This window comes from Plantactinospora sp. A48 (assembly GCF_055793945.1).
This window is the reverse complement of record NZ_JBTIXF010000049.1, coordinates 1-25,613: the sequence shown is the minus strand read 5'-3', so window position 1 is coordinate 25,613 and position 25,613 is coordinate 1. Positions and strand designations below refer to the sequence as shown.

The following is a 25,613-nucleotide window of genomic DNA, read 5'->3' as shown; positions in this document are numbered from 1 at the left end:
CGTCCCGACCCCCCTGGCGCACCCGGTCCCGAGCGGTCAGGATTCGACAGGTGGCTGCCAACCTGTCCGCGGCACTGGCCGTCGTGGTGCTGATCAGTGCACTCGGCGCCGCCGTGTACGCGGTGGTCCGGCTGCGGGCCCGGCGCGGCATCGTCACGGCGGGCCAGCGGGCCACGTACGACGTCCTGCACACCGCCGGACTCGCCGCCGAACCGCTGCGCGGCGGGCTGACCCCCGCGGGCGCCGCGAAGGCCGTACGCCATCTGCGGGCCCTGGTCGGCGCGACCGGGCTGGCGCTGGTCGACGACCGCACGGCGTTGGCCTTCGACGGCCGTGGCGGGCACCACCTGGACCAACTGGTGGCGGCGGCACACCGGGCCATCTCGGCCGACCGGTCCACCGTGCTGGGCGAGTCGGATCTGCGGTGCGACCGGGTCGACTGCCCGGTGCGCGGGGCCGTCGTCGCCCCGCTACGCGGCCCGGACCACCGGCCGGTCGGCGCCCTCGCGGCGGTCTCCGACGATCACCCGGCACCGGGCCTGGTGCAGGCCGCGCTGGAGACCGCGCACTGGGCCAGTGGCCAGCTCGCGCTCGCCGAGTTGGAGTCCTCCCGGGAGCGGCTGGCCCGGGCCGAGGTGCGGGCGCTGCGCGCCCAGATCAGCCCGCACTTCATCTACAACGCGCTGACCGCCATCGCGTCGTTCGTCCGGACCGACCCGGAGCGGGCCCGGGAACTCATCCTGGAGTTCGCCGAGTTCACCCGCTACTCCTTCCGGGCGCACGGCGACTTCACCACCCTGGCCGAGGAGTTGCGCTCGATCGACAGGTACCTGACCATCGAACGGGCCCGGTTCGGCGACCGGCTCCAGGTGCGGTTGCAGGTGGCCCCCGAGGTGCTGCCGGTCAGCCTGCCGTTCCTCTGCCTGCAACCGCTGGTGGAGAACGCGGTCCGGCACGGGCTGTCCCGCAAGACCGGGGTGGGGATGGTGAGCATCATGGCCCGGGACGCGGGCGCCGAGTGCCACCTGACGGTCGAGGACGACGGCGTCGGGATGGACCCGGCGGTGCTGCTGGGCGGCCCGGCGGACGGTCCGGCGGACGGGGAGACCGCGCTCCGGGCGGACGACTCGGGCCAGCACGTCGGGCTGTCGAACGTGGATGAGCGGTTGCGCGCGGCGTTCGGTGACGAGTTCGGACTGGTCGTGGAGACGGCCCCGGGAGCAGGTACGAAGGTGAGCATGCGGGTACCGAAGTTCCACCGCGACGTGCGGGCCGGCACGTGACGCCGTTCCTGCGGGTGCTGGCCGTGGACGACGAGCCGCCGGCGCTCGACGAGCTGGCCTACCTGCTGCGCGCAGATCCCCGGGTGGCCCACGTACACACCGCCGGTGACGCCACGGAGGCGCTGCGGGTGCTCCGGGACGCCGACGTGGAGGCGGTCTTCCTGGACATCCGGATGCCCGGGCTGGACGGCATGGAGCTGGCCCGGGTGCTGCGACGGTTCGTCCGGCCGCCGGCCATCGTCTTCGTCACCGCGTACGACGACGCGGCGGTCGACGCCTTCGACCTCGGCGTGACCGACTACGTCCGCAAGCCGGTCCGGACGGAACGCCTGGCCGAGGCGGTCCGGCGGGTGGCCGGCTCCCGGGTGGTGGCCAGCCATCCCGCCGCGCTGGCCCGCGCCGAGGAGGATCCGGCCATCCCGGTCGAGTTGGCCGGTACGACCCGGATGCTGCCCCGCTCGGCCGTGCGCTGGGTGGAGGCGCAGGGCGACTACGCCCGGCTGCACACCTCGGAGGGCTCGCATCTGGTCCGGGTGCCCCTGGCCACCCTGGCCGAGCGCTGGGCGGACGCCGGTTTCGTCCGGATCCACCGGTCGTATCTGGTGCAGTTGCGGCTGATCGCCGAGCTGCGGCTGGTCAACGCCGGGTACGTGGTGCTGGTGGACGGCGCGGAGCTGCCGGTGAGCCGGCGGCACACCCGGGAGTTGAAGGACAAGCTGGTCCGGGCCGCGAAGCAGGACTGGACCCGCTGACCGGGTCAACCGCGACGATGGTTCGGGTCAGGTGCCGGAGCGGGCGCTGACGTCATCCACAACCAACACGAGTTATCCACAGGGGTGACGGGTTACCCACAGGTTGTCCACAACGCGCCAACCCCGGTCGAGGTGGCGGCCGGGCTTGACAATCATCATCGGGCGGTGAGACTGCCGGGATGGCCGCAACCAGCGACGCACCGGCGCCACCGCCGCCACCGGGTCCGCCCCGGCGGGCGCGTGTCGTGCTGGCCGAGGTGGGCCGCCGGCCCGCGCCCCGGGCGGCCACCCGGACCGAGCTGACCCAGGGAACCCAGGTGGGCGACGCCCTGGTCCGGGGGCTGGTCCGGGCCCAGTTGGCGCTCGCGCTCCGGCTGGCCCTGGTGGTGGCGATCGCACTGGGCGGGCTGCCCATGCTCTTCGCCATCGCGCCGACGGTGGGCCGGCTGACCGTGTTCGGGGTCGACCTGCCGTGGCTGCTGCTGGGGATCGCCGCGTACCCGTTCCTGGTCGGGATGGGATGGTTGTACGTCCGCTGGGCGGAACGTAACGAGCAGGACTTCACCGACCTGGTCCAGCGACCGGAGCGCTGATGGTCACCCCGTACGCCGTACCGGCCATCGTCGCGGTCACCCTGGTCACCCTCGCCATCGGCTTCTACGGCCTGCGGGTGGCCCGCACCACCTCGGACTTCCTGGTCGCCTCCCGGATGGTCAGTCCCACCTGGAACGCCGCCGCGATCGGTGGCGAGTACCTGTCGGCGGCGTCCTTCCTCGGCGTCGCCGGCCTGATCCTGAAGTACGGCGTCGACGTGCTCTGGTATCCGGTCGGGTTCGCCGCCGGCTACCTGGCCCTGCTGCTGTTCGTGGCGGCCCCGCTGCGCCGGTCCGGCGCGTTCACCCTGCCCGACTTCTGCGAACTGCGGCTCGGCTCGCGTCGACTGCGCAAGCTGGCCACGCTCTTCGTGATCTTCATCGGCTGGCTGTACCTCGTGCCCCAGTTGCAGGGCGCCGGCCTCACCCTGACCACGGTGACCGGCCTGCCGTACGCGCTCGGCGCCCTGCTGGTGGGCGCGGTGGTCACCGCGAACGTGGCGCTCGGCGGGATGCGGGCGATCACCTTCGTGCAGGCGTTCCAGTACTGGCTCAAGCTGACCGCGCTGGCCGTACCCGCGATCTTCCTGGTGTTGCAGTGGCAGTCGGACGGCCGGCCCGCGGTGACCCCACCGGCCGGCACGGTGTTCCGGACCGCCACCGCCGTCGAGGTCCGGGACACCGCGACCGTCACCCGGGCCGACGGCACGATCCAGCTGGTACGCCCCGGCGACCGGCTGGACTTCGCCGCCGGCGAGCCGGTGCCGCGGGTGTCGACGGTGCAGACCCGGGACGGCGTCGACTGGCTGCTGCCCAGCGCCGCCGGTCGGGACGATCGCGGGCTGTTCGCCACGTACTCGCTGATCCTGGCGACGTTCCTCGGCACGATGGGGCTGCCGCACGTACTCGTGCGGTTCTACACCAACCGGGACGGCGCCGCCGCCCGCCGGACCACGCTGGTGGTGCTCGGCCTGGTGGGCGCCTTCTACCTGCTGCCCACCCTGTACGGCGTGCTGGGCCGGGTCTACACCCCGCAACTGCTGGTCACCGGCGACACCGACGCCGTGGTGGTGCTGCTGCCGTCGGCGGTGCTCGGCGGTACGACGCTGGGCCACCTGCTGGCCGCGCTGGTCGCGGCGGGCGCCTTCGCGGCCTTCCTGTCCACCTCCTCCGGGCTGCTCACCAGCGTGGCCGGGGTGCTCTCGGCCGACGTGCTGGGCCGGGGCTCGGTGCGGGGCTTCCGGCTGGCCGCGGTGGTGGCCGGGGTGGTGCCGATCGTCCTGGCGCTGACCGTGACCGGGCTGGACGTCTCCCAGGTGGTCGGGCTGGCCTTCGCGGTCGCCGCGTCCAGCTTCTGCCCGCTGCTGGTGCTGGGGATCTGGTGGCGCGGGCTGACCGACGTCGGCGCCGCCGCCGGGATCCTGGCCGGGGGCGGGGCGGCGGTGCTGGCCGTGCTGGTCACCGTGCTCGGACCGCCGCTGTCCGGCTGGCCGTCGGTGCTGGTCACCCAGCCCGCCGCCTGGACCGTTCCGCTCGCCTTCACCGTGATGACGGTCACCTCGGTGGCCACCCGGCGGCGGGCGCCGCTGGACGTGGGCGCCACCATGCTCCGCCTGCACGCCCCGGAGGCCATCCGCCTGTAAGGAAGGGCCCCCTGCTATCGCTTTTCGTATAGGAAGGGCCCCCGCTCAACCTCGCTGACCGGTCTCCCGCAGCGCATGCCGGGCTGGCCCCGGCGGACTACCGTGACCGCATGGACGGTGCTGGACAGTCGGCCCTCGCGCTCCGTGGGCTGGCAAAACGGTTCGACGACAAGGTCGCGGTGGCGGGGGTTGATCTCGACGTCCCGGCCGGGTCGTTCTACGGGCTGCTCGGGCCCAACGGTGCCGGCAAGACCACCACCCTCTCGATGGCCGTCGGATTGCTGCGCCCGGATGCCGGTACGGCGTGGGTCCTGGGCCACGACGTGTGGGACGACCCGGTGCGGGCCAAGCAGCTCCTCGGGGTGATGCCGGACGGCGTCCGGCTGTTCGACCGACTGACCGGGCCCGAGTTGCTCGCGTACCACGGACTGCTGCGGGGCATGGATCCGGCCGTGGTGGACCAGCGGGCCCGCGAACTGCTCGACGTGCTGGCCCTGGCCGACGCCGGGCGGACCCTGGTGATCGACTACTCGGCCGGGATGAAGAAGAAGATCGGGCTGGCCTGCGCGCTGTTGCACGCGCCCCGGCTGCTCGTCCTCGACGAACCGTTCGAGGCGGTCGACCCGGTCTCGGCCGCGCTGATCCGGGACATCCTGCACCGGTACGTCACCGGCGGCGGCACGGTGATCTTCTCCAGCCACGTGATGGAGGTGGTGGAGCGGCTGTGCAGCCACGTGGCCATCCTGGCCGACGGGCGGATCAAGCGGGTCGGCACGCTTGCTGAGGTGCGCGGGGAACGTTCGCTGGAGGAGACCTTCGTCGAGGTGGTCGGCGGCCGTACCGCGACCGGCGAGGAGTTGGCGTGGCTGTGACGAGTGTCGCCGTACCCAACGAGCGGCCGGAGGTGGCCGTCCGGCGGGTGTCACCGGGGCACTTCGTCCGGCTGAAGCTGCGGGTGCTGCGGAACAGGTTCCGCGGACAGGTCGGCCGCATCGTCATGTTCATCGTCGGCATCCTGGTCGGGCTCTGGTTCGCCGGAACCGGGTTCCTGCTGCTCGCGGCACCCGGCCTGGACGGTCGGTCGGACATCGAGCTGCTGGTCGCGTCGTTCGGCGGCACGTTGCTCGTGCTGGGCTGGCTCTTCCTGCCGCTGGCCTTCTTCGGCGTCGACGAAACGCTGGATCCGGCCCGGTTCGCCCTGCTGCCGTTGCGGCGGCGCACGTTGATCACCGGCCTGCTCGCCGCCGCCCTGCTCGGCGTCCCGGCGATCGCCTCGCTGCTCGGCGCCGCCGGGCTGGTGGTCGGCACCTGGGGTCTGGGTGACGCCCCGGCCGGGCTCGTCGCGGCGCTCGGCGTGCTCGCCGGCATCGTGCTCTGCGTGGCCGTCAGCCGCGCCGTCACCAGCGCGTTCGCCACGATGCTGCGGTCCCGCCGGGTCCGCGACCTGGCCGCCGTCCTGCTCGCGCTCTTCGCCGCGCTGCTCGGCCCGCTCCAGATCGCGGTCCTGGGCACGGTCGAGAACGCCGACTGGGACCGGTACGCGACGCCCGCCCGGATCATCGGTTGGACCCCGTTCGGCGCCCCGTTCACGATGGGGCTGGACGTGGCGGCCGGACGCGCCTGGGCGGCACCGGTCAAGCTGTTGATCGTGCTGGTCACGATCGGCCTGCTGCTGCTCTGGTGGTCCCGTTCGGTCGAGTCGGCCATGGTGGGCTCGGCGGGCGGCGGCGCCAACCGGGGAACGGCCACCGGCGGCGCCGTACACCAGCTCTTTCCCCGGGCGCTGCGCGGGCTGCGCCCGAACCGGTACGGCGCGCTGGTCGCCCGCGAGGCCCGCTACTGGTGGCGCGACATGCGACGCCGGGCCGGCCTGATCACGTTCGCGGTGGTCGGTGTCTTCATCCCGGCCATGATGAACATCCGCAGCGTCGGTGGGGCCGACGGTCCGGACGCCCCGTCGGCCAGCAAGCTCAGCCTGTCGCTGCTCTTCGTGGGCGTTCTCGCGGCCGTCACCCTGGCCAACCAGTTCGGCAACGACGGCAGCGCGTACGCGGCGAACGTCACGGCCGGGGTCCCCGGGCGGACCGAGCTGCGCGCCCGGGTGACGGCCTTCTCGCTGTACGTGGTGCCGCTGATCGCGGTCATCTCGGTGGTGCTGGCGGTGCTGCTCGGCCGACCGGGGTGGCTGGGGATGATCGCCGGCACGCTGTTCGGCGCGTACGGTGCCGGGCTGGCGGTCAACCAGTACGTCTCGGTTCTGGGCGCGTACGCCCTCCCGGAGTCGAGCAACCCGTTCGCCATGAACACCGGCGCGGGTTCGGCGAAGAGCCTCCTGAGCTTCCTCGCCATGCTCGGCTCCGCCGTGGTCGGCAGCCCGATGGTGGTGGCCAACGTGCTGCTCGGCGACGCCCGACTCTGGCTGCTCCTCCCGATCGGTCTCGGGTACGGGCTCGGCGCGGTGATCCTGGGGACGTACCTCGCCGGGGACGTGCTGGACCACCGGATGCCGGAACTGCTCCAGGCCGTGACCCCGCGCCGCTGATCCACCGACCGTCGGCCCCGTGACCGCGCGTCGGCACACCCACACCCGGCGGCCCTCGGCTGCGGTGGCGACCGGCGGATCCGGCACCGACCCGCAGATCCGGTTGGGCGACCGGCGGATCCGGTGGTGACCGGCACGGGCCGGCCGGAGCGGGCAGAATCGCTCGGGTGACAGTCTCGGAGCCGACCGGCGGGCAGATCCACCACACGGACCCGTTCGCGACCCCGCTGGCGGACCGGTCGCCGGTCCGGCGGCTACGCGGTCGGCTGGCGGCCCCGGTGACGCTGTGGACCGCGCCGGGACCGGCCGGGCTCACCGTCTCCGCCACGCTGGTGGCGGACGGCGAACCCGGCCGGCTGCTGGGTCTGGTCGACGACGAGTCCGAGCTGTGGTCGGCCATCACGGCGGCCGAACGGTTCGCCGTCACCCCCCTCGGGCCGGGCCACCGGCAGCTCGCCGACCGGTTCGCCGGGCTGTTCCCGTCCCCTGGCGGCCTGTTCGCCGTGGACGAGTGGGTCGAGACCGACTACGGGCCGGTGCCGGCCGACGCCGGCGGTTGGGCTGGTTGCCGGCTGGACGAGGCCCGCCCGTACGGCTGGGCGCTGCTGGTCGAGGCCACCATCGAGACCGTGGAGCTGACCGCCGACGTACCGCCGCTGCTGCACCACCGCGGCCGTTACCGGACGCTCGCCGACTGACCGCCCAGCCGTCGGCCCGGAACCGGCTGGCACCGCTCCAGGACCCGGTGGTCGAGCGGCGAACGGCGTGACCAAGGTCACTCGGCGCACCGGGTCGGCCGTTCGGCGCACCCGCCCGCATGCCCCGGTCCAGGCACTTCCGCGCCACGGCACGGCTACCTAACGTGCGCCCGGAATCCCCCACCCGGAAGGTGGTGACCTGAGCATGTCAACGGATACTCCCGCCGAGACCCCGGCCAGCCCGGCCGATCCAGCGGACCGCTATCTGGAAGTGGCCCGGTCGGCCGAGTTCACCGGTCTGCGTCGGGCGCTGCGCCGTTTCGTCTTCCCGATGACCGTGGCGTTCTTCTGCTGGTACGCGCTCTACGTGATCCTGTCCGCGTACGCCCGCGGCTTCATGGGCCAGATCCTCTTCGGACACATCAACGTGGCCCTGGTGTTCGGGTTGTTGCAGTTCGCCTCGACGTTCCTGATCGCCTGGGCGTACTCCCGCTACGCCGACCGTCAACTGGACCCGGTGGCCGACCGGATCCGGGCCGAGCTGACCGGAGGTGACTCGTGAGCCCCACCCTCGCCGCCGCCTCGGCCGGCTCCGCCCGGGGCCTGACCATCACGCTGTTCCTGGTGCTGGTGGCGGTCACCCTGGCCATCACCATCTGGGCCAGCCGACAGACCCGGACGGCCACCGACTTCTACGCCGGGGGCCGGTCGTTCTCCGGGTTCCAGAACGGGATGGCGATCGGCGGCGACTACATGTCGGCCGCCTCGTTCCTCGGGATCGCCGGCATCATCGCGCTGAACGGGTACGACGGCTTCCTCTACTCGATCGGCTTCCTGGTGGCCTGGCTGGTGGCGCTGCTGCTGGTGGCCGAGCTGCTCCGCAACTCCGGCCGGTACACCATGGCCGACGTGCTGGCGTTCCGGATGCGGCAGCGGCCGGTCCGGACGGCCGCGGCGGTCTCCACCATCACGGTGTCGATCTTCTACCTGCTGGCCCAGATGGTCGGCGCGGGCGCCCTGGTGGCGCTGCTGCTGGGGATCAAGCCGGGCACCACGTTCCTGGGCATGGATGCCAGCACCGCCAAGGTGGCCACCATCATCCTGGTCGGCGCCCTGATGATCGTCTACGTCACGGTCGGCGGGATGAAGGGCACCACGTACGTCCAGATCGTCAAGGCGATCCTGCTGATGGGCGGGACGCTGATCATGACGCTGCTGGTGCTGGCGCACTACAAGTTCAACCTGTCCACCCTGCTCGGCGACGCCGCGCGGGCCTCCGGGAAGGGCAACGCCTTCCTGGAACCCGGCCTCAGATACGGGGTGGAGAGCGCCGACGCGACGAAGACGTTCTACAGCAAGATGGACCTGCTGTCGCTGGGCATGGCCCTGGTGCTGGGCACCGCCGGCCTGCCGCACATCCTGATCCGCTTCTACACCGTGCCGACCGCCCGCGCGGCCCGGCGCAGCGTGCTGTGGGCGATCGGGATCATCGGCGTCTTCTACCTGTTCACCCTGGCCCTCGGGTTCGGTGCCGCGGCGCTGGTCGGCAGCAAGGCCATCAGTGAGCAGGACAAGGCCGGCAACACGGCCGCGCCGCAGCTCGCCCAGGCACTCGGCATCGACTACCTGGGCGGCGACACCGGCGGCTCGATCCTGCTGGCGGTCATCGCGGCCGTCGCGTTCGCCACCATCCTGGCCGTGGTGGCCGGGCTCACCCTGGCGTCCTCGTCCAGCCTCGCGCACGACTTCTACGCCAACGTCGTCAAGCGGGGCGAGGCGTCGGAACGGCAGGAGGTGAACGTCGCCCGGATCTCCGCCCTGGTGATCGGCGCGATCGCGATCGTACTGTCGATCTTCGCGCAGAGCCTGAACGTGGCGTTCCTGGTGGCCCTCGCCTTCGCGGTGGCCGCGTCGGGGAACCTGCCGGCCATCCTCTACAGCCTGTTCTGGCGGCGGTTCAACACCTCCGGGGCGGTCTGGGCCATCTACGGCGGCCTGCTCGCGGCCGTGGTGCTGGTCTTCTTCTCGCCGGTGGTCTCGGGCTCACCGACCGCGATGTTCCCGAAGCACGACTGGCAGTGGTTCCCGCTGTCCAACCCCGGCATCATCTCGATCCCGTTCGGCTTCCTGTGCGGCTGGCTCGGCACCCTGCTGTCCAAGGAGCACGACGAGGCGAAGTACGCCGAGTTGGAGGTCCGGTCGCTGACCGGCGCCGGCGCGCACTGAGCCACCCCGGTCGGCCGGGACGTCAGCCCCGGCCGGCCGGTGGCGGGCAACGACGAGCACACCCGAGGCCCCCTCCCCGCCGAATTGACGGACGGGAGGGGGTCTCGCGTATCACCCCCGTCGGGTGCGCTCGGGATCTCATGAATGTGTAGGCTCAGCCGCATGGTGGTTTCGCAGCGATTCGGGTCCGGACACCGCATCCTCGTCACCGGCGGTGCCGGTTTCGTTCCGTCCCACCTGGTCGACGCGCTGATCAAGCGCGGATGCAGCGTGGTGGCCCTGGACAACTTCGTGACGGGTTCCAAGGAGAACCTGTCACATCTGGCCGACGAACCCCGGTTCACGCTGGTCGAGGCGGACATCTCGGATGGCCTGCCGGCCCACCACCCGGCGTTGGCCGAGCGCTTTGACGCGATCATGCACATGGCCTCCCCGGCCAGCCCGACCGACTTCGCGCTGCTGCCCATCGAGATCCTGCGGGTCGGTTCGCTGGGCACCCTGCACCTGCTGGAGCGGGCGCAGGCCGACGGAGCCCGCTTCCTGATGGCCTCCACCTCCGAGGCGTACGGTGATCCGCTGGTCCACCCCCAGCCGGAGACCTACTGGGGCAACGTGAACCCCAACGGCGTGCGCAGCGTCTATGACGAGGCCAAGCGGTTCTCCGAGGCCGCCACCATGGCGTACCACCGACTCCACGGGCTGGACGTCGCGATCGTCCGGATCTTCAACACCTACGGTCCGCGGATGCGTCCCGACGACGGGCGCGCGATCCCCGCGTTCATCACCCAGGCACTGCGGGGCGAGCCGCTCACCGTGCACGGCACGGGCGCGCAGACCCGGTCCATCTGTTACGTCGACGACCTGGTCCGGGGCATCCTGCTGCTGCTCGACTCCACCGAGACCGGCCCGGTCAACTGCGGCACCGAGCACGAGATGTCGATGCGGAAGCTCGCCGAGCTGATCGTCGAGATGACCGGCGGCCAATCCGAGGTGACCTATGTCACCCGTCCCGCCGACGACCCGGAGAAGCGGCGCCCAGACCTCACATTGGCGCGGGAACGGCTCGGTTACGAACCGCAGATCGACCCCCGGACCGGCCTCTCCCGCACCATCGAATACTTCCGGGCTCGGCTGGCGTAACTCGGGACGGAGGACGGGATACCCGCCCATATCCCCCTCCGCCTTCAGGGTTTTCTTGTTTTGACTACGTACCCTGAGTGACATGTCAGCGAATCCGCCCGCCGGCCGGTCCGGCGACGTTCACCCGCGCCCATCCGGTGGCTCGGCCGGCCGGGCGACCGTGCCCGGTCGCGGCGCCGTCGATGGTCGCGGCCGGATCCCGCGTCCCGGAGACGGTCGCCGGGACGGTGGCTACGAGCGCCCCGGGTTCGGCGTCGACTCCGGCGGACCGGGCGGACCGGGCGGGCCCACCTGGCCGGCCGCCCCCACCGGCCCGCGTCGACGGCGTCCCCGCTGGGGCCGGATCGCCCTGGTGGCCGGCGTGGCGGTGCTCGTCCTCGGCCTGCTGGCCGGTACCGGCGCCTGGTTCTACGCCCGCAACCTGAACTCGGACCTCGCCCGCACCGACCCGTTCTCGGCCATCACCGCGGGGCGGCCGGCCAAGACGGTGGACGGTGCGCTCAACATCCTGCTGGTGGGCACCGACTCCCGGGATCCGGACGCGCCGGTCGACAGTGCCGGCAAGTGGCGGTCCGACACCATCATCCTGATGCACATCCCGGCCAGCCACGACAAGGCCTACCTGGTGTCCATCCCGCGTGACCTGTACGTGCCGATCCCCAAGGACGCCTCGGCCGGCTGCGACACCGGGCAGCGCGAGAAGATCAACGCATCCTTCGCCTTCGGCGGTCTGCCGCTGGCCGTACGGACCGTCGAGTGCTTCACGGACGTACGGATCGACCATGTGATGGCCATCGACTTCGCCGGCTTCAAGGAGGTCACCGACGCGCTCGGCGGGGTGGACCTGAAGGTGGACCAGAGCATCACCTCGATCCACAAGCCGTACCGGAAGTTCACCAAGGGCACCATGCACATGGACGGCGCGACGGCGCTGGACTGGGTGCGCCAGCGCAAGCAGTTCGCCCAGGGCGACTTCGCGCGGGTCCGCCACCAGCAGGAGTTCCTGCGCGCGCTGATGGACAAGGCGGCCAGCACCGGGACCCTGTCCAACCCGGCGAAGCTGAACGCGTTCCTCACCTCGGTGACCAAGGCGGTGACCGTCGACCAGGGTTTCTCGTTGGTCGACATGGCGGTCCAGTTCCGGAATCTGCGCGGCGAGAACCTGACCTTCATCACCAGCCCGCACCTGGGAAGCCAGACGATCAACGGCGAATCCGTGGTGGTTTCGGACCGGGCCAACGCTCTCGCCATGTACCAGGCGATGGCCGCGGACAAGATGGATCAGTGGGTGGCCGCCGACAAGGACCCGAGCGCCGCGACGAATGGCGGCTGAAATCAGCCGAAAGGATGTTCCGACCGCGCGTGCATCCTGGTCGGGTATGGTGCGGCGGCCCGTGTGGGTCGGCACGAGAGGGCCCGACCCCCGGATGGACACTCGCGGGAACCGCCCGAGATCCGTACAGTGGGCTGGCCACCGACCCGTGAACTGGAGCAGGCATGCCGGTTGACACCCGTCGACGTTCCACCTCGATGGAGCCGCCAGCGGCACCCGTCTACTCATCCTCCGCCTCCCGGCCGCCGACCGATCCACCCAAGGGGACGACGCGCAAGCGGCGCCGCGATCCCGCCTGGGCCCGGACGCTTGTGATCTTCGGTGCCGTGCTGATGATGCTCAGCGGTGGAGCGATCGTCGGCAGCAAGGCGATCATCAGCAGCGCCACCGGCGCGATCGACCAGGAGAACCTGCTCGGCGGGTCCGGCAAGAGCGGCGCGGAGGGCGGCAAGGACCTCAAGGGGCCGATCGACATCCTGATGCTCGGCGTGGACATCCGGAAGGGCTGGAACAAGAACGACACCCGGCCGGACACGATCATCATCCTGCACATCCCCGCGGCCCACGACCGGGCCTACCTGATCTCGTTCCCCCGGGACACCGAGGTGCAGATCCCGCCGTTCGCCAAGAACGGGTTCGCGGGCACGACGGAAAAGATCAACGGTGCGTTCTACGCGGGCGCCCAGAACGGCGGCGGCTGGGCCGGTGGCACGGAACTGCTGGCCCGGACGATCAAGAACGCCACCGGCGTCAGCTTCGACGGCGCCGCGATCATCGACTTCGGTGGCTTCAAGAGCGTGATCGACGCCCTCGGCACCATCCACATCTGCGTGGACCAGAAGGTCACCTCGCACCACATGACCTGGGTCGACGGCAAGCCGATGTACATCACCGACGCCAAGAAGAGCGGCAAGCGGTACACCCCGGTGGTCTACCAGCCGGGTTGCCGGGACATGAAGGGCTGGGAGGCGCTGGACTTCTCCCGCCAGCGGTACGGGCTGAAGAACGGTGACTACGACCGGCAGCGGCACCAGCAGCAGGTCATCAAGGCCATCGCCAAGAAGGCCATGGACGGCGGGGTGATGACCAACCCGGTGAAGGTGAACAACCTGATCAAGGCGGCCGGTAAGGCGTTCACCCTGGACACCAACGGCGTCCCGATCGCGGACTTCATCTTCACGATGCGCGGCGTCACGGCGAACGACCTGACCCTGCTGCGTACCAACGGCGGCAAGTTCAACTCGCACAAGAGCAGCAACGGTGAGGACCGGGAGGCGCTCACGTCGGAGAGCCTGGAGATGTTCCGGGCGGTCAAGAACGACAAGCTCGCCGAGTTCATCCAGACCCATCCGGACGCGCTGGCGCCGAAGGTCTGATCCCGCGCCCGACCCCGATGCGTCCCAACGGGATTGTCACGGTGAGTGAAGCAAAAGCCACCGTGTGCCCATCGCCGGCCCGTAGGGTGAACCGAGAAAGGTTCACATAACTGCGGGTCGGGAGGGGCCACGTTCAGCCGAAGCCATGCCCAGGACGCGCGTCCGGCCGGTCCCGAGACCGACCCGGAGCCGACGGGCCCACGCCGCCGTCGCGGCCCGCTCTGGGCCCGGCTCACGATCCTCGCGGGGCTGCTGCTGGTGGCCTTCGCGCTCGTCGCCGGCCTGGGCATCCGGGTGATCACCGAGCGGTACGAGCACAGCGTCAGCAAGGAAACCCTGCTCGACGAGATCGCCCGGCGGTCCCGGGCCACCGTGTCGGGTCCGCTGAACTACCTGCTGATCGGCTCGGACCAGCGAGCCGCCGAGCCGGGCGGCGGGGCCAGGTCCGACACGATCATCATCGCGCACGTTCCGGTGGGCATGGACCGGGCCTACCTGATCTCGGTGCCCCGCGACCTCCTGGTGGACATCCCGCCCGCCGGGTCCTATGCCGGCGGCAGCGACAAGATCAATGCCGCCTTCCAGTACGGCGGTGGCGGTCAGGGCGGCGCCCGACTGCTCTCCGCCACGCTCAGCCGGATGACCGGGGTCCGTTTCGACGGTGCCGCCCTGATCGACTTCGCCGGCTTCGAGCGGGTCATCGACCTGGTCGGCGGGGTGCGGATGTGCGTGGACACCCCGGTGCGGTCGATCCACACCGGCGCCACCTTCGCCGTCGGATGCCGGCAGATGAGCGGTGGGCAGGCCCTCGACTACGCCCGGCAGCGGTACGACCTGCCGAACGGTGACTACGACCGGCAGCGACACCAGCAGCAGCTGCTGCGGGCGATCATGGATCGGGTGGCGCCGACGGACCTGATGACGAACCCGGTCAAGTTGGATCAGGTGATCCGGGCGATCGGCTCCGCGTTCACCGTCGACACGAACGGGGCCCAGCTACCGGACCTGGTGTTCGCACTCCGCGGCGTCCATTCCAGCGCCCTGCTCGGGGTGCAGGTGCCGTCGCACCCGGACACCGTCGACGAGGTCTCCTACGACCTGCTCGACCCGGAGTCGGACGGGCTGTTCCAGGCCCTGCGTACGGGCGCACTCGACAACTGGACCCGGGCCAACTCGCGGTGGGTGAACCGGCTGTAGCGGGTGCTCTGGCCTAGGCTAGGCGATTGTGTTCTCACCCGATGTTCCCTCCGTGAGCCCGGCCGACGTGCCGGACGACGCCTACCTGCTCGACGTGCGTGAGCCGGACGAGTGGTCGGCGGGCCACGCGCCCGACGCGCACCATCTGCCGATGATGGAGGTGCCCGCCCGCCTCGCCGAGATCCCCACCGACCGCGATGTGGTGGTGGTCTGCCGGTCCGGCGGCCGGTCGGCTCAGGTGGTGGGCTACCTGCTGGGCAACGGTTGGGACAACGTCCACAACCTGACCGGTGGGATGCGCCAGTGGGCCGCGGCCGGTCGCTCGCTGACCAGCGAGGACGGGCAGCCGGCCCGGGTGGTCTGAGCGGATGCGCCGCGCTGCCGCCCGCGCGCTGGGCCCGGACGGCGAGGACCTGCCCCGCCCGCTCGTCTTCGCCCACCGAGGGTCCTCGGAGGCACTGCCCGAACACACCCTGGCGGCGTACCGGCAGGCCCTGGCCGAGGGTGCCGACGGCCTGGAGTGTGACGTGCGACTCACCCGGGACGGCCACCTGGTCTGCGTCCACGACCGGCGGCTGAACCGCACCAGCAACGGACGCGGCCGGGTCAGCGCGCGGACCCTGGCCGAGCTGACCGAACTCGACTTCGGTTCGTGGCACCCCGGCGCCTCCAGCGAGGACGCGCCCACCGACCAGCCGCCGGACCCGTCGCGCAGCCGGCTGCTCACCCTGGACGGGCTGCTCTGCGCGGTCAAGGACGCCGGCCGGCCGGTCGAGCTGCTGATCGAGACGAAGCACCCCACCCGGCACGGTGCCGACGTGGAGCGCCGGCTGGTGGGGCTGCTCGACCAGCACGGCCTGCTGCACCGGGACCCCGGTCAGCCGGTCCGGGTCACCGTCATGTCGTTCTCGGCCCTCGCCGTACGACGGATCCACGCCCTGGCGCCGACCGTACCCACGGTGTTGCTGCTGGAGGTGCTGCCTCCCGGGCTGCGGTCCGGCCGGCTGCCGTTCGGCACCCGCATCGCCGGCCCCGGCATCGGCCTGGTGCGGGCCCGACCCCAGCTCATCCCGGCGCTGCGGGCCGCCGGCAACGGCGTCTACGTCTGGACGGTGAACGCGGCGGAGGACCTCGATCTGCTGCTGGACTGCGGCGTCGACGGCGTGATCACCGACCGGCCGGCGTTCATCCTGGAGCGTCTGGGCCGCTGACCGGTCACGGTGCGTCGACAGCCGGGTGGGCGGCCTGCCGGAAACCGGCCGCACGGGGCAGACTCTGGACCATGCCGGAGGCACTCGACTATCCCGCCCTGCTCGCCGGGCAGACCGCCATCATCGAACTGATCAACTCTGGTGACGCGGGCCTACCGGTGCTCGCCCAGCTCCTGCGGATCGTCCAGGACGCCATTCACGCGGACGGCATGGTGTTCGTGGAGTACGCCCCGACCGAGGGGCGCGTCGTGGCGGCCAGCGGTGCTGCCGAGTGGACGGTGGGCCGGCCGGTGCCGGTCGGCGACCCGGCCACCCTGACCGGCCCCCGCTGCCAGGAACTCCGGGTCGAGGACCTCGCCGAGGACCTCGCGGTACGGCTGGACGGGCACGGCCTCGGTCGCATGCTGGTGGCCCGCGCCGAGATCGGCGGCCTGGCCGTGGGCGGCCTGCACGCCCTGTATCCGAGCGACGCCCCGGCACCGGGCGTCGAGACGCGGACCGTGCTGACGTTCGTCGCCACCTGCGTCGCCCACCTCTACGGTGACCAGGCGGGGCTCCCGGTCCACGGCGACGGGCCGGTGGTGGCCGCCCTCGCCGACGGGTTGGCCATCGTGGACCACGACGGTGGGGTCCGGCTGTGGAACCCGGCGGCCGAGCGGATCACCGGGTTGCCGGCGGCCCGGATGCTCAACGAGACGCTTCCGTTCCCGCTTCCGCCGCCCGGACAGGTGCTCGACCACCGGCTGCCGGACGGCAGGTGGCTCAAGATCACCACTGGGGAGCTGCCCGGCACGGTCGCCTCCCGGGTGGTGACCATCTCCGACGTCACCGAACAGCACCAACGGGACCACGATCGGGACCTGTTCGTGGCGGTCACCAGCCACGAGCTGCGTACGCCGGTGACGGTGATCAAGGGCTTCGCCGACACGCTGAGCAACCACTGGGACTCGGTGCCCGAGCCCGACCGTCGGGCGGCGGCCCGGATCATCGGCCAACGCACCGACGAGCTGGCCCGGTTGGTCGACCGGCTGCTGTCCGCCGCCACCGACGCCGGCTCGGTGGGCGGTGCTCCACCCGTACCCTTTGATCTCACCGCGGCGCTCACGGACGCGGTCGTCGACCTTCCGCGCGACCTGCGCCGGCGGCTGACGCTGGATCTGCCGACCGCCCTGCCGGCGGCGATGGGCGACCGGACAAGCCTGCCCACCGTGCTCATCGAACTCGTCACGAACGCCGGGAAGTACTCGCCGACCGGTACCGCCATCGAGATCGGTGCCGGCGCCGATGAGCGGTCCGTGTTGTTCCGGGTCAGTGACCGGGGCATCGGGGTCCGGCCGGAGCATGTGGAACGCGCCTTTGACAGGTTCTGGCAGGGTGAGTCGGGAGACCGGCGGCGCTATCCGGGCGCGGGACTTGGTCTATACCTGGTTAGAACCATCGTAGAGCGACAAAAAGGATGGGTAAGCCTCCGACCTCGGTCGGGTGGCGGTACCGTCGCGGAAGTACGGCTACCGCGGGCATGACCCTGGGCGGCACCGGCGATGGCCGGCGGAGGAGGATGACGGCGATGACCGGTCCGGGAACGCGAGCCTGGTGCCTTGTGGTGCCGTACCAGCCACGCGGCGCCCGGCTGGCGCGACACCGGTTGTCCACCGAGCTCGGCGCCGTGGTCCGGCCCGGTCTGCTCGCCGACGCCGTGGCGGTCCTGGCCGAGCTGGTCGGCAACTCCATCCGACACGCCGACCCACTGCCCGGCGACGTCATCCGGGTGGCCTGGCGACACCGCGCCGAGCAGGGCACGGACATCGTCGAGATCCGGGTGACCGATGGCGGCGGCAGGGCCACCCCACAGGCCCGATCCGCCGACCTTGACGCGCTGGACGGCCGTGGCCTGCACATCGTGTCCGCCCTGGCCAGCCGGTGGGGGACCGACCGGGACGGGCTCGGGCAGAGCGTCTGGGCCGAACTACGCGCTCCGGCCGGCGACCCGGCCGGCCAGGACGGTGCCCGCGACCCGGCCGGCCAGGACGGTGCCAGCGACCCGGCCAGTCTGCTCACCGCCGTTCGGCCCTGACGCGGTTCCGCCGCCCGCCATCCCACCGCCTGCCGCTGCCTCCTGCCGTCCCGCCGCCCGCCGGCTTGAAGTCGGCTGGGGGGCCACGCCGGGACGGTTCGGCTGGCTAGGCTGTCAAACCGTGAGCAAGCGTCGTAAGAGCAACCGTGCCGGTGGCGACGTGGCGCCCAAGCGCCAGAAGCTGCGGGACATCTTCGTGCCCCGACCCTTCGAGGGACTCGTGGACGAGGTCGAGTGGATCGCGCTGCGGGAATTCGTCCCGGCCGCGTCGGCACCGCTGACGCTCCGTCCCGAGATCATCGAGGAGTACGGCGAACGGCCGGTGACCGTGGCCACCGTGCTGCCGGTGGCGGCGCCGGCGATCTCCCGCGCCGACGGTGCGGTGCTGATCGGGTTGCAGCGCCACGTGCAGTCCGGGGACGTCTCCCGGGATCTCGCCGAGGCCCTGCTGTGCGCCCTGCGTACCGAGCCCGGCCAGCCGGTCGAGGTACCCGCTCTGCCCGGGGAGGGGCCCCGGCTGCCGGACGTGTTGGTGGACGGCCCGCTCGAGATCACCATGCATGACGGCTTCGAGTTCTGGCTGGCCGAGGAGTCGTTGCAGGACAATACGGTCCAGGCGTCGCTGGAGCGCGCGAACGCCTCCATCTATCCGACCGAGCGGCTTGAGACCGCTCGCGCCGCGTACTGGGTGCGGGTGCCGGAGAAGGCCCACGTCCGGTGGGTGCTGCCGGAGGACGAGGACGTCGCCCTGGACGCCCTGGCCCGGCTCGGCGCCGCCGGTGAGCTGCTGCTCGGTGCCGGTACGAAGTTCGCCGGCATGTTCCGGGCGCACGGGCGGCTCGTCCCGGTGTGGGATCTGCCCGGCGAGCCGGGCGCCGACCACTGGGCCGGACCGGTGGCCGACTTCGCCAAGCGGTACGCCGAGGCGGTCGCCGACGGCACCCCGCTGGACGCCGCCGGTCGCCGCGCCCGGCAGGGCCTGCTCGGCCGGCAGGTGGCGCTGCGCTGACCATCCGCGCTGGTTAACGCGCTGATTAACAGGGGGCCCTTGCTATACAAAAAGCGATAACAAGGTGCCCTTCCTTTCGGCTCAGCGGGGGGCGCGGGCGATGGGGCAGGACATGCAGCGCGGCCCGCCCCGCCCCGAGCCCAGCTCCGACCCGGCGATCCGGATCACCTCGATGCCGGCCCGCTCCAACTGGGCGTTGGTCTCCACATTGCGCTCGTACGCCACGGCCAGTCTGGGTGCCAGGGCCAGGGTGTTGTTGCCGTCGTCCCACTGTTCCCGTTCCGCGGTCACCGGGTCGAGCCCGGTGTCGATGACCCGCAGCATGTCCAGGTCCATCGCGTCGGCGGCGGCCCGCAGGAACGGCGCCGGTCCGTCGACCCGCAACTCGCCGTCCGGTCCGGCGATGACGGTGTACGCCGACAGACTGTGCGCGATGTTCGGATACATCAGGACGGCGTCGACGTCCACCATCGTGCAGACGGTGTCCAGGTGCATGGTGGCGCGCTGCTGGGCGATCGGTACCACGAGCAGGGTGTGCGTCAGCCCGGCCGCGAAAACCCGGCGGGCCAGCCGCTCGGCTCCGGCCGGGGTGGTGCGCTCGCCCACCCCGATGGCCAGCACGCCGGGGGCCAGCAGCAGCACGTCCCCGCCCTCCACGGGCTCCAACTCCGGCCGGTACACGAAGTCCGTGCCGACGAATCGGGGATGGTGCCGATAGATCGCCTCGGTCAGCGAGGTCTCCCGGCGGCGGGCCGGCATGGCCAGGCTGGTCACCGCCACCCGGTCTCCGATCCAGACCGAGGAGTCCCGGGTGAACAGCAGGTTCGGCAGCGGGTCGATCACGAAGTCGTGGCGGTCCATCAGCCGGTAGACGAGACCGCCCGGTCGGTCGGGGCTGGTCCGCAGTTCCTCGTGGGCCAGGCCGGCGGTCAGCACGTTCGCCAGTGCGCCCGGGTCCAGGTAGGCGAGGTGGTCCGCGACACGCCGGCGCAGCGTCTCGCCCAGACGCGGGTCGGCCAGCACGTGATCGGTAAGCTCCTCTCGGGCCGCCGGCATCGCCAGCGTCTCGGTCAACAGATCGCCCAGATAGAGCACCTCAACACCCCGCGTGCGGAGCGCGGCGGCGAACCCGTCGTGTTCCTCCTGGGCGCGTCCCACCCACGGGATCGCGTCGAAGAGCAGGGAGTCGTTGTTCCGAGGAGTGAGCCGGGCCAGTTCGGGGCCGGGCCGGTGCAACAGGACCGTGCCCAACCGGCCGACCTCACTGTCCACGTAGTGAGTCATTGGTGCAGCGTAGGCCAGCGGTTGGCACCATCCGGGAAAACAGCCTGGGGATGAATGTGGCATTCATCCGTACTCACTCCGCCACTCCCGCTTGCCCGTTTGGCCGCTCGTCCACGTAGGGTAGTGGATACATAACTTCAAGAGACCTTTTGCCGGAGGTCGTCATGACTGTATTTCCCGCCCGACGCGCCATCCCCCCGGGCCGGGCACTGCCGCCCGGTGGTTCCACCCAGGACGGTTCGGGTCCGTCCAGCGTGCTCGAACCCGTCCGGCCCAACCCGGTCGAGTGGGCTCGCCGCCGCCGCGCCGAGCGCGAGGCCCGTCGGGTGGAGGCCGCCGGTGCGCGGGCACTGAGCCGCCTCGACCACCTGGGCCCGTCGTGGCACGTGGCAGAACTGCCGTCGCCCGACCTCCGTGGTGCGCTGCTCGACGTGGACGGGGTGGCGGAGCGCCACCGCTTCCTGGCGATCGGTCCGGGTGGCCTGTTCGCGGTCACGGTGGCCGACCACGGGCGGTCCCGGGTCATGATGGCCGGCGATGTCGTGCAGATCAACGGCAAGCGACCGACGTACGTCGCGGACGCCCGCCGGGAGGCCCGCCGGGCGAGCCGTGCCCTCTCCGAGGCCGTCGGGTTGAACATCCCCGTCACCCCCGTGCTGACCTTCGTCGGTTCCGGCGTCATCAGCGTGTACGGCCTGCCGAAGGAGTGTCTGGTGGCGACCCACCGGGAACTCGACCGGCTGCTCGTCGCGGGCGGCGAACGGATCAGTCCGGCGACTGCCGACAAGCTGTTCCGGGTGGCCAGCGCGCCCACCACCTGGGGACTTCCGGTCCAACCGGCCGCCGCCGACTACCGGTGGTACTCCGACGGCCGAACGGCCGCTGACAAGCAGCCGAGCCCCCGGTAACGTCGCAACCAGCGCCACCGCTGTCCCACGGGAAACCATCGCTGGCGGGACGTCACCGGCGACACGCGCGTCGGGCCCGCCGCGGCGGCTCACCGTTGCGACGGGGTGACGTTCCGGGGTGGAACCGGCTAGCGTGGTTCTGCCGGTGGTTGCATAGGAGGCGCGGTGGCCCACGTCGAACTCTCCCTCACGGAAGCGTTCGCCCCGGCGTCGACGGACGAGACGGACAGCTTCTCGCGGTGGGTCGGCACGGTTTCGGCGGCGGCCGAACCCTGCCTGGTCATCGATATTCACACGATCGTCTCCGCGGTCTCCAGATCCTGCTGCGACCTGCTCGGCCTCGGTTCACCCGCCGAGGCTGTCGGGCGCCCGTTGCTCGGCAACGGCCTGCGGCTGCTCGACTTCACCGCCGCCCGCGCCGAACTCAGCGAGCAGGACGCCGAGCGGATCCCGCCGCTGCTGGCGATCTCCTCCCAGCGGTTGGCCCGAGGGCTGATGCGGGTGACCACCTCGGCGGCCGGTGAGACGGACGCCACGGTTGACGCCATCGCCACCCCCCTGCTTGAGGCCGGGAAGGTGGCCGGCTCGCTGACCTTTCTGTCCCCGGTCTGACCCGTACCGGCCCGAATGCGACCCACGACCGGGCCGGAATCCACCGGTTGTGTCGTTCGCCGCACCGAAGCGGCGTTGGGCATGGCCCCTGATCACCGTATGGTTCCCTCATGCTGGATATCGCTCTGCTCCCGGGGGAGTACGCCGTGTGCCGGCTGGCCGCCGGTGCGCCGGTACCCGCCGGCCTGTTGAGCACGGGCGGCACCGGTGTCGTCTCGATCACGGCGACGGCAGACGAGTTGTCCGTGATCTGCCCGGCTGACCGGGTGCCGGCCGAGGCCGTCGTCGAGACGCCGTGGCGGTGCCTGAAGGTGGTCGGCCCGCTGCACCTGGCGCTGACCGGCATCCTGGCCTCCCTCTCGGTGCCGCTGGCGGAGGCCCGGGTCAACATCGTGGCCTTCTCCACCTACGACACCGACTACCTGCTGGTGCCGACCGTCCGGCTCACCGAGGCACTGGCCGCGCTCAGCAACGCCGGACACCGGATCGCCGGCTGAGGTGACCGCCCGGCACCGAGCCGCCATGGTCAGGGTGGCCGCCGGAGGATCTACGATGGTTCAGCCGTTCATTCTCGTCGATGCCGAGGAGCCCGAACCGTGCTCCGGTCCCCCGCCGTTCGCCGTCGCCTGCGTACCCCGGCTGTCGCGACGCTGCTCGCCGCGCTGCTCGCCGGCTGCGGCGCCCCACCCCAGCCCCGGGCGACGCCCGGCCTGACCGGCGCCCCGGTGCCACCCGAATCCGCTTCGGCCACGGCCCCGACCTTTCCCTCGACCGGCGTACCCGTCGGGCCGGGATCGCTCCAACCGAGCGGCTCGGCCGTCATTCCGCCGCCCGGCGTCGGGATTCCCGCCCCGACCACCGCCGCGGCGGCTCGGTCCTGTTCTGGCCGGCCGAGCGGAGCCGACGTGCTCGCGCTGCTCCGCCGCGCGAAGATACTTCCCGCCGGGGAGCACGCCCGGGTCGCCACCGGGCCGCTGTGCGCCGAGGAATGGCAGTTCACCCAGGTCGCGGTGCCGGACAACGACCCACTCCAGGTGGTCTCCCGGCGCCGGGACGGCCGGCTGGTGGTGGTGACGGCCGGGACCGACGTGTGCAGCGTCGACGTCCGTACCGCAGCGCCCGCCGCCATTCGCAGCCTGGCCTGTGATGCCGGCGCCGGCTCGGGCGGCGTTGCGTAGGCTGGGCGGATGCCAGGAAACCCACCGAGCCGCTTCGTCTACCTCGGGCCGGAGGGCACCTTCACCGAGCAGGCCCTCCGGACCGTGCCGGCCGCCGAGCACGGCGTCCGGACCCCGGCGCGCAGCGTCCCCGAAGCACTGGACGGCGTGCGTGGCGGTGACTTCGACGCCGCGGTGGTGCCGCTGGAGAACTCCGTCGGCGGCGCCGTACCGGTGACCCTGGACGAACTGGTCGCGGGCGAACCCCTGACCATCACCCGGGAGATCGTGCTGCCCGTCCGGTTCCAGCTCGCGGCACCGGTCGGCGCGGAACTGTCCCGGATCCGCACCATCGCCGCCCACCCGCAGGCCTCCGCGCAGTGCCGACGCTGGTTACGGGCCAAATTGCCGGACGCCACAGTGGTCGACGTGCTCTCCAACGGCGCAGCGGCCGCCGCCACGGCCGAGGGCCGGTACGACGCGGCGATCTGCGCCCCGATCGGCGCGAGTCGACACCGGCTGGCGGTGCTGGCCGACGGCATCGCCGATCACGACGACGCCGTCACCCGGTTCGTGCTGGTCTCCCGGCCCGGTCCGCCACCACCGCCGACCGGCGACGACGTCACCTCGCTGGCCGTCTACATCGCCCACGACCGGGTGGGCGCGCTGCTGACGGTCCTCACCGAACTGTCGGTACGGGGCATCAACCTGACCCGGATCGAGTCCCGGCCAACAGGTGAGGGCCTGGGCCGGTACGTCTTCTTCCTGGACTGCACGGGACACGTCGCCGACGTACGCCTCGGCGAAGCCCTCCAGGGACTGCGCCGGTCCTGCGCCGACGTGCGCTTCCTGGGGTCGTACCCCCGGCACCGCTGGTCCGGCTCGGCGAGCGAACGGCCGGTCCCGGCGCCGGCCGGGCTCTCCGACGCGGACGTGGCCGACTCGGTGGCCTGGCTGGCCCGGATCCGCGACGGCCTGCCGGGCTGAACCAGCACCCTGCCCGGTTGAGCCGACTGTCTGGCGCTGAGCCAGCGGCCTCGCGGGCTGAGCCGACTGCCTGGCGCCGAGCCAGCGGACGAGGGCCGGGAGCGCCTTCCGCCGAAAGCGCTCCCCGACCACCACTCAGCCGCCGAGCAGCCCGCCCAACAGGCCGCCCTGCTGCTGGTCCTGCTGCCCCGAACCCTGCACCGGAGGCTCCTCCGAGGGCTGGACGACCACGAAACCCTGGCCGGCGAAGCTCATCGTGAACGCCTCACCGGTGCGCCGGCCCAGCAGCGTGCCGAGGCCGAACTGCTCGGCCTGGTGGTAGCCGGTCTGGAGGCTGGCCGACCAGCACACGGCGGCCTGCGGGTCGACGTAGGTGGGTTGGTCGACGTTGAGCACCACCGGGGTGCCCTTGGTGGTGATGGCGATCCGCCCCCGACCGGTGAAGACGCAGTTGAACAGGCCGGACGAGGACATCATGCCGGCCCCACCGACCATCTTGATGTCGTAGTTCAGGGTGGTGTCGAAGGCGAGCACGCTGGAACCGTTGATGGACAGCGCGTCGCCGGGCTCCAGATCGATGATGTGGACATCCGCCGCGAGGTTGGCCAGGAAGACGTCCCCCCGGCCGGTGAGCTTCATCAGCGGTACGCCCTCGCCGGTCAGCTTCTGCTTGAGGAACTTGCCGATGCCGCCCGAGCCGAGCGCCTGGAACTGCACCTGCCCCTGGTAGGCGACCATCGAGCCCACCCGGGCCATCGCCTCACCGTTCAGCTCGATCTTCAGGAGTTTGGAATTCTGCAGCCGCATGCCGGGCTGGTCGGATTCCTTCTCCAGGTTCTCGGCGGCGAACAGCGCGCTGCGCATCTACAGGTCCTCCTGGTTGGGCTTGATTTGAGGTGCCGGTGGCGACCGTAAGCGGATCGGAACGCCGGTGGCGGCCGTCGCCCGGGCCTCGGAGTGCCGGACCCCGGGCACCGCTCGACGGATACGGCCCAAGGGTAGGCACCCCGGGCAACCGCGGGAACGACCGTTCCGGCCGACCCCGCCTCATCCCCAGCCGAGTTCGTGCAGCCGTTCGTCGTCGATGCCGAAGTGATGCGCGATCTCGTGGACGACGGTCACCGCCACCTCGTCGACCACCTCGTCCTCATTGGCACAGATCCGCAGAATCGGTCCGCGGTAGATGAAGATCCGGTCGGGCAGTACGCCCGCGTAGTCCCAGCCACGCCGGGTGAGCGCGTAACCCTCGTAGAGGCCCAGCAGTTCCGGGCCGCCCGGCGGCGACTCCTCCTCGACGAGGATCACGACGTTGCTCATCAACCTGAGCAGCCCTTCGGGGACCTCATCGAGGGCCTCGCCGACCAACTCCTCGAAGCGTTCGCGACTCATCTCGACGGGCACACCACCCATTGTGCCGCCGGACCGACGCCCCCGGGCCCCACCGAACCCGCTCACGACCGGTCCCACCCACGACGGGATCAAACCCGACCACCCAGAGCGGCCACCCCAGGGGTTGGGGAGGGGCCGTCCCAAAAGAGGGCGAAAACCACCGCAACAAGGAGGAGGGGGTAAGAAGGAACACAAAACA

The 25,613-nt window shown here is 71.5% G+C and carries 26 protein-coding genes; 23 read left to right on the top strand and 3 right to left on the bottom strand.

Annotated elements, in window-relative coordinates; all coding sequences use genetic code 11:
• The first annotated feature begins 50 nt into the window (after nucleotides 1-50).
• The 18 genes from ACXN5W_RS22255 to ACXN5W_RS22170 all read left to right on the top strand — a co-directional run bounded on the left by ACXN5W_RS22255 (nucleotide 51) and on the right by ACXN5W_RS22170 (nucleotide 19,077).
• Nucleotides 51-1,283: a histidine kinase gene (locus ACXN5W_RS22255; RefSeq protein WP_473160284.1), complete on the top strand. Its 1,233-nt coding sequence runs from the start codon at nucleotides 51-53 to the stop codon at nucleotides 1,281-1,283.
• Nucleotides 1,280-2,035 (top strand): LytR/AlgR family response regulator transcription factor, encoded by a 756-nt coding sequence (locus ACXN5W_RS22250; protein ID WP_473160283.1) that lies wholly within the window; start codon nucleotides 1,280-1,282, stop codon nucleotides 2,033-2,035. Before ACXN5W_RS22255 ends, ACXN5W_RS22250 begins: the two co-directional genes overlap by 4 nt.
• A gap of 179 nt (nucleotides 2,036-2,214) precedes the next feature.
• A complete protein-coding gene (locus tag ACXN5W_RS22245; RefSeq protein ID WP_473160282.1) occupies nucleotides 2,215-2,628 on the top strand; it encodes a hypothetical protein in 414 nt (137 codons plus the stop codon).
• Nucleotides 2,628-4,271 (top strand): sodium/solute symporter, encoded by a 1,644-nt coding sequence (locus ACXN5W_RS22240; protein WP_473160281.1) that lies wholly within the window; start codon nucleotides 2,628-2,630, stop codon nucleotides 4,269-4,271. Before ACXN5W_RS22245 ends, ACXN5W_RS22240 begins: the two co-directional genes overlap by 1 nt.
• 110 nt (nucleotides 4,272-4,381) lie before the next feature.
• Entirely contained in the window at nucleotides 4,382-5,143 is a 762-nt protein-coding gene (locus ACXN5W_RS22235) for an ABC transporter ATP-binding protein (protein ID WP_473160280.1), read from the top strand.
• Nucleotides 5,134-6,813 (top strand): ABC transporter permease, encoded by a 1,680-nt coding sequence (locus ACXN5W_RS22230; protein ID WP_473160279.1) that lies wholly within the window; start codon nucleotides 5,134-5,136, stop codon nucleotides 6,811-6,813. The genes ACXN5W_RS22235 and ACXN5W_RS22230 overlap by 10 nt, the downstream gene beginning before the upstream one ends.
• A 59-nt stretch (nucleotides 6,814-6,872) precedes the next feature.
• A complete protein-coding gene (locus tag ACXN5W_RS22225) occupies nucleotides 6,873-7,511 on the top strand; it encodes a flavin reductase family protein (protein WP_473160309.1) in 639 nt (212 codons plus the stop codon).
• A gap of 205 nt (nucleotides 7,512-7,716) precedes the next feature.
• Nucleotides 7,717-8,073: a DUF485 domain-containing protein gene (locus tag ACXN5W_RS22220; protein ID WP_473160278.1), complete on the top strand. Its 357-nt coding sequence runs from the start codon at nucleotides 7,717-7,719 to the stop codon at nucleotides 8,071-8,073.
• A complete protein-coding gene (locus tag ACXN5W_RS22215) occupies nucleotides 8,070-9,737 on the top strand; it encodes a solute symporter family protein (RefSeq protein WP_473160277.1) in 1,668 nt (555 codons plus the stop codon). The genes ACXN5W_RS22220 and ACXN5W_RS22215 overlap by 4 nt, the downstream gene beginning before the upstream one ends.
• 162 nt (nucleotides 9,738-9,899) lie before the next feature.
• On the top strand, nucleotides 9,900-10,877 hold the full coding sequence (locus tag ACXN5W_RS22210; RefSeq protein ID WP_473160276.1) for a UDP-glucuronic acid decarboxylase family protein: 978 nt from the start codon (nucleotides 9,900-9,902) through the stop codon (nucleotides 10,875-10,877).
• Nucleotides 10,878-10,959: 82 nt separating this feature from the next.
• Nucleotides 10,960-12,210, top strand: coding sequence for an LCP family protein (locus tag ACXN5W_RS22205; RefSeq protein ID WP_473160275.1), 1,251 nt, complete (start codon nucleotides 10,960-10,962; stop codon nucleotides 12,208-12,210).
• Nucleotides 12,211-12,374: 164 nt separating this feature from the next.
• Nucleotides 12,375-13,586 (top strand): LCP family protein, encoded by a 1,212-nt coding sequence (locus tag ACXN5W_RS22200; protein ID WP_473160274.1) that lies wholly within the window; start codon nucleotides 12,375-12,377, stop codon nucleotides 13,584-13,586.
• Between the two features lie 258 nt (nucleotides 13,587-13,844).
• A complete protein-coding gene (locus ACXN5W_RS22195; RefSeq protein WP_473160273.1) occupies nucleotides 13,845-14,783 on the top strand; it encodes an LCP family protein in 939 nt (312 codons plus the stop codon).
• A gap of 28 nt (nucleotides 14,784-14,811) precedes the next feature.
• Nucleotides 14,812-15,147 (top strand): rhodanese-like domain-containing protein, encoded by a 336-nt coding sequence (locus tag ACXN5W_RS22190; protein WP_473160272.1) that lies wholly within the window; start codon nucleotides 14,812-14,814, stop codon nucleotides 15,145-15,147.
• A 4-nt stretch (nucleotides 15,148-15,151) separates the two neighbouring features.
• Nucleotides 15,152-15,994 carry a glycerophosphodiester phosphodiesterase gene (locus tag ACXN5W_RS22185; protein ID WP_473160271.1) on the top strand — a complete coding sequence of 281 codons (843 nt, stop codon included), beginning with the start codon at nucleotides 15,152-15,154 and terminating at the stop codon, nucleotides 15,992-15,994.
• A 71-nt stretch (nucleotides 15,995-16,065) separates the two neighbouring features.
• Nucleotides 16,066-17,517 carry an ATP-binding protein gene (locus ACXN5W_RS22180; RefSeq protein WP_473160270.1) on the top strand — a complete coding sequence of 484 codons (1,452 nt, stop codon included), beginning with the start codon at nucleotides 16,066-16,068 and terminating at the stop codon, nucleotides 17,515-17,517.
• A 44-nt stretch (nucleotides 17,518-17,561) separates the two neighbouring features.
• The gene (locus ACXN5W_RS22175; RefSeq protein ID WP_473160269.1) at nucleotides 17,562-18,068 is read left to right on the top strand and encodes an ATP-binding protein; all 507 of its coding nucleotides are present in this window, start codon (nucleotides 17,562-17,564) and stop codon (nucleotides 18,066-18,068) included.
• Between the two features lie 121 nt (nucleotides 18,069-18,189).
• The gene (locus ACXN5W_RS22170) at nucleotides 18,190-19,077 is read left to right on the top strand and encodes a DUF5926 family protein (RefSeq protein WP_473160268.1); all 888 of its coding nucleotides are present in this window, start codon (nucleotides 18,190-18,192) and stop codon (nucleotides 19,075-19,077) included.
• An 81-nt stretch (nucleotides 19,078-19,158) separates the two neighbouring features.
• Here the strand turns inward: ACXN5W_RS22170 and ACXN5W_RS22165 are convergent, their stop codons facing one another.
• Nucleotides 19,159-20,361: an arginine deiminase gene (locus ACXN5W_RS22165; protein WP_473160267.1), complete on the bottom strand. Its 1,203-nt coding sequence runs from the start codon at nucleotides 20,359-20,361 to the stop codon at nucleotides 19,159-19,161.
• A gap of 164 nt (nucleotides 20,362-20,525) precedes the next feature.
• Between ACXN5W_RS22165 and ACXN5W_RS22160 the strand changes: the two genes are divergently transcribed.
• The 5 genes from ACXN5W_RS22160 (at nucleotide 20,526) to pheA (ending at nucleotide 24,025) form a co-directional block, all read left to right on the top strand.
• Nucleotides 20,526-21,269: a hypothetical protein gene (locus tag ACXN5W_RS22160; protein WP_473160266.1), complete on the top strand. Its 744-nt coding sequence runs from the start codon at nucleotides 20,526-20,528 to the stop codon at nucleotides 21,267-21,269.
• Between the two features lie 165 nt (nucleotides 21,270-21,434).
• Nucleotides 21,435-21,881, top strand: coding sequence for a PAS domain-containing protein (locus ACXN5W_RS22155; RefSeq protein ID WP_473160265.1), 447 nt, complete (start codon nucleotides 21,435-21,437; stop codon nucleotides 21,879-21,881).
• Nucleotides 21,882-21,991: 110 nt separating this feature from the next.
• The gene (locus tag ACXN5W_RS22150) at nucleotides 21,992-22,378 is read left to right on the top strand and encodes an ACT domain-containing protein (RefSeq protein WP_473160264.1); all 387 of its coding nucleotides are present in this window, start codon (nucleotides 21,992-21,994) and stop codon (nucleotides 22,376-22,378) included.
• Between the two features lie 99 nt (nucleotides 22,379-22,477).
• Nucleotides 22,478-23,059 carry a hypothetical protein gene (locus ACXN5W_RS22145; protein ID WP_473160263.1) on the top strand — a complete coding sequence of 194 codons (582 nt, stop codon included), beginning with the start codon at nucleotides 22,478-22,480 and terminating at the stop codon, nucleotides 23,057-23,059.
• 9 nt (nucleotides 23,060-23,068) lie between these two features.
• The gene (gene pheA, locus ACXN5W_RS22140) at nucleotides 23,069-24,025 is read left to right on the top strand and encodes a prephenate dehydratase (protein WP_473160262.1); all 957 of its coding nucleotides are present in this window, start codon (nucleotides 23,069-23,071) and stop codon (nucleotides 24,023-24,025) included.
• Between the two features lie 135 nt (nucleotides 24,026-24,160).
• Here pheA and ACXN5W_RS22135 read toward each other — a convergent pair whose 3' ends face one another.
• Complete coding sequence (locus ACXN5W_RS22135; protein ID WP_473160261.1) at nucleotides 24,161-24,889, bottom strand: AIM24 family protein; 729 nt, start codon at nucleotides 24,887-24,889, stop codon at nucleotides 24,161-24,163.
• Between the two features lie 183 nt (nucleotides 24,890-25,072).
• A complete protein-coding gene (locus ACXN5W_RS22130; RefSeq protein ID WP_473160308.1) occupies nucleotides 25,073-25,435 on the bottom strand; it encodes a metallopeptidase family protein in 363 nt (120 codons plus the stop codon).
• Between the last annotated feature and the right edge of the window lie 178 nt (nucleotides 25,436-25,613).

Excerpts from the sequence above, each read along its gene's own strand:
- ACXN5W_RS22240 (WP_473160281.1), top strand. The coding sequence starts at position 2,628 with ATGGTCACCCCGTACGCCGTACCGGCCATCGTCGCGGTCACCCTGGTC.
- ACXN5W_RS22135 (WP_473160261.1), bottom strand. The coding sequence starts at position 24,889 with ATGCGCAGCGCGCTGTTCGCCGCCGAGAACCTGGAGAAGGAATCCGAC.
- ACXN5W_RS22200 (WP_473160274.1), top strand. The coding sequence starts at position 12,375 with ATGCCGGTTGACACCCGTCGACGTTCCACCTCGATGGAGCCGCCAGCG.
- ACXN5W_RS22130 (WP_473160308.1), bottom strand. The coding sequence starts at position 25,435 with ATGGGTGGTGTGCCCGTCGAGATGAGTCGCGAACGCTTCGAGGAGTTG.
- ACXN5W_RS22160 (WP_473160266.1), top strand. The coding sequence starts at position 20,526 with ATGACTGTATTTCCCGCCCGACGCGCCATCCCCCCGGGCCGGGCACTG.
- ACXN5W_RS22185 (WP_473160271.1), top strand. The coding sequence starts at position 15,152 with ATGCGCCGCGCTGCCGCCCGCGCGCTGGGCCCGGACGGCGAGGACCTG.
- ACXN5W_RS22205 (WP_473160275.1), top strand. The coding sequence starts at position 10,960 with ATGTCAGCGAATCCGCCCGCCGGCCGGTCCGGCGACGTTCACCCGCGC.
- ACXN5W_RS22150 (WP_473160264.1), top strand. The coding sequence starts at position 21,992 with ATGCTGGATATCGCTCTGCTCCCGGGGGAGTACGCCGTGTGCCGGCTG.
- ACXN5W_RS22220 (WP_473160278.1), top strand. The coding sequence starts at position 7,717 with ATGTCAACGGATACTCCCGCCGAGACCCCGGCCAGCCCGGCCGATCCA.
- ACXN5W_RS22165 (WP_473160267.1), bottom strand. The coding sequence starts at position 20,361 with ATGACTCACTACGTGGACAGTGAGGTCGGCCGGTTGGGCACGGTCCTG.
- ACXN5W_RS22175 (WP_473160269.1), top strand. The coding sequence starts at position 17,562 with ATGACCGGTCCGGGAACGCGAGCCTGGTGCCTTGTGGTGCCGTACCAG.
- ACXN5W_RS22245 (WP_473160282.1), top strand. The coding sequence starts at position 2,215 with ATGGCCGCAACCAGCGACGCACCGGCGCCACCGCCGCCACCGGGTCCG.
- ACXN5W_RS22235 (WP_473160280.1), top strand. The coding sequence starts at position 4,382 with ATGGACGGTGCTGGACAGTCGGCCCTCGCGCTCCGTGGGCTGGCAAAA.
- ACXN5W_RS22210 (WP_473160276.1), top strand. The coding sequence starts at position 9,900 with ATGGTGGTTTCGCAGCGATTCGGGTCCGGACACCGCATCCTCGTCACC.
- ACXN5W_RS22180 (WP_473160270.1), top strand. The coding sequence starts at position 16,066 with ATGCCGGAGGCACTCGACTATCCCGCCCTGCTCGCCGGGCAGACCGCC.
- pheA (WP_473160262.1), top strand. The coding sequence starts at position 23,069 with ATGCCAGGAAACCCACCGAGCCGCTTCGTCTACCTCGGGCCGGAGGGC.